Origin of the sequence: Mesorhizobium sp. M2E.F.Ca.ET.209.01.1.1, from assembly GCF_004010375.2 — a bacterium.
In the GTDB taxonomy this organism is placed as follows: Bacteria; Pseudomonadota; Alphaproteobacteria; order Rhizobiales; family Rhizobiaceae; genus Mesorhizobium.
On the sequence record NZ_SADP02000473.1, the window covers coordinates 1 to 361 of the forward strand.

At 62.0% G+C, this 361-nt stretch carries 1 protein-coding gene; it reads right to left on the reverse strand.

All coding sequences use genetic code 11. The features are described from left to right. On the reverse strand, positions 1–361 hold a 361-nt coding region (locus tag EN852_RS36540), incomplete at both ends, for a peptidoglycan-binding domain-containing protein (protein ID WP_189546466.1).

Consider the following 361-nt stretch of genomic DNA (forward strand, 5'->3'; position numbering starts at 1 on the left):
GTCAATCTCGCCCGACCCCGGCAGCCCGACTTTCAGCTGATAGGCCTGGATGGCCTTGCGGGTGGCCGGGCCTGTCAAGCCGTCAACCGTGCCGTCATAGAAGTTGAGATCCTTCAGGATGCCCTGCACCTGCTCGACGACCGGATCGGGCTTGGGCGTCTGCTGTGCCGGCGCCTGGCGCAGGATGTTGATGGTGGTTTCCGATTCGTTGGATAGGGTGTGCGGGAAATTCTCGATGCTTCGGGTGGCGAAGAAAGCGCCGGGATGCGGAAAGGGCTGATACCAGAGCGCGTTGGCCGAGACATAGAACAGCGTCACCAGGAAAGCGGTCGAACCGCCGACCAGAACCGGATTGCTTGCG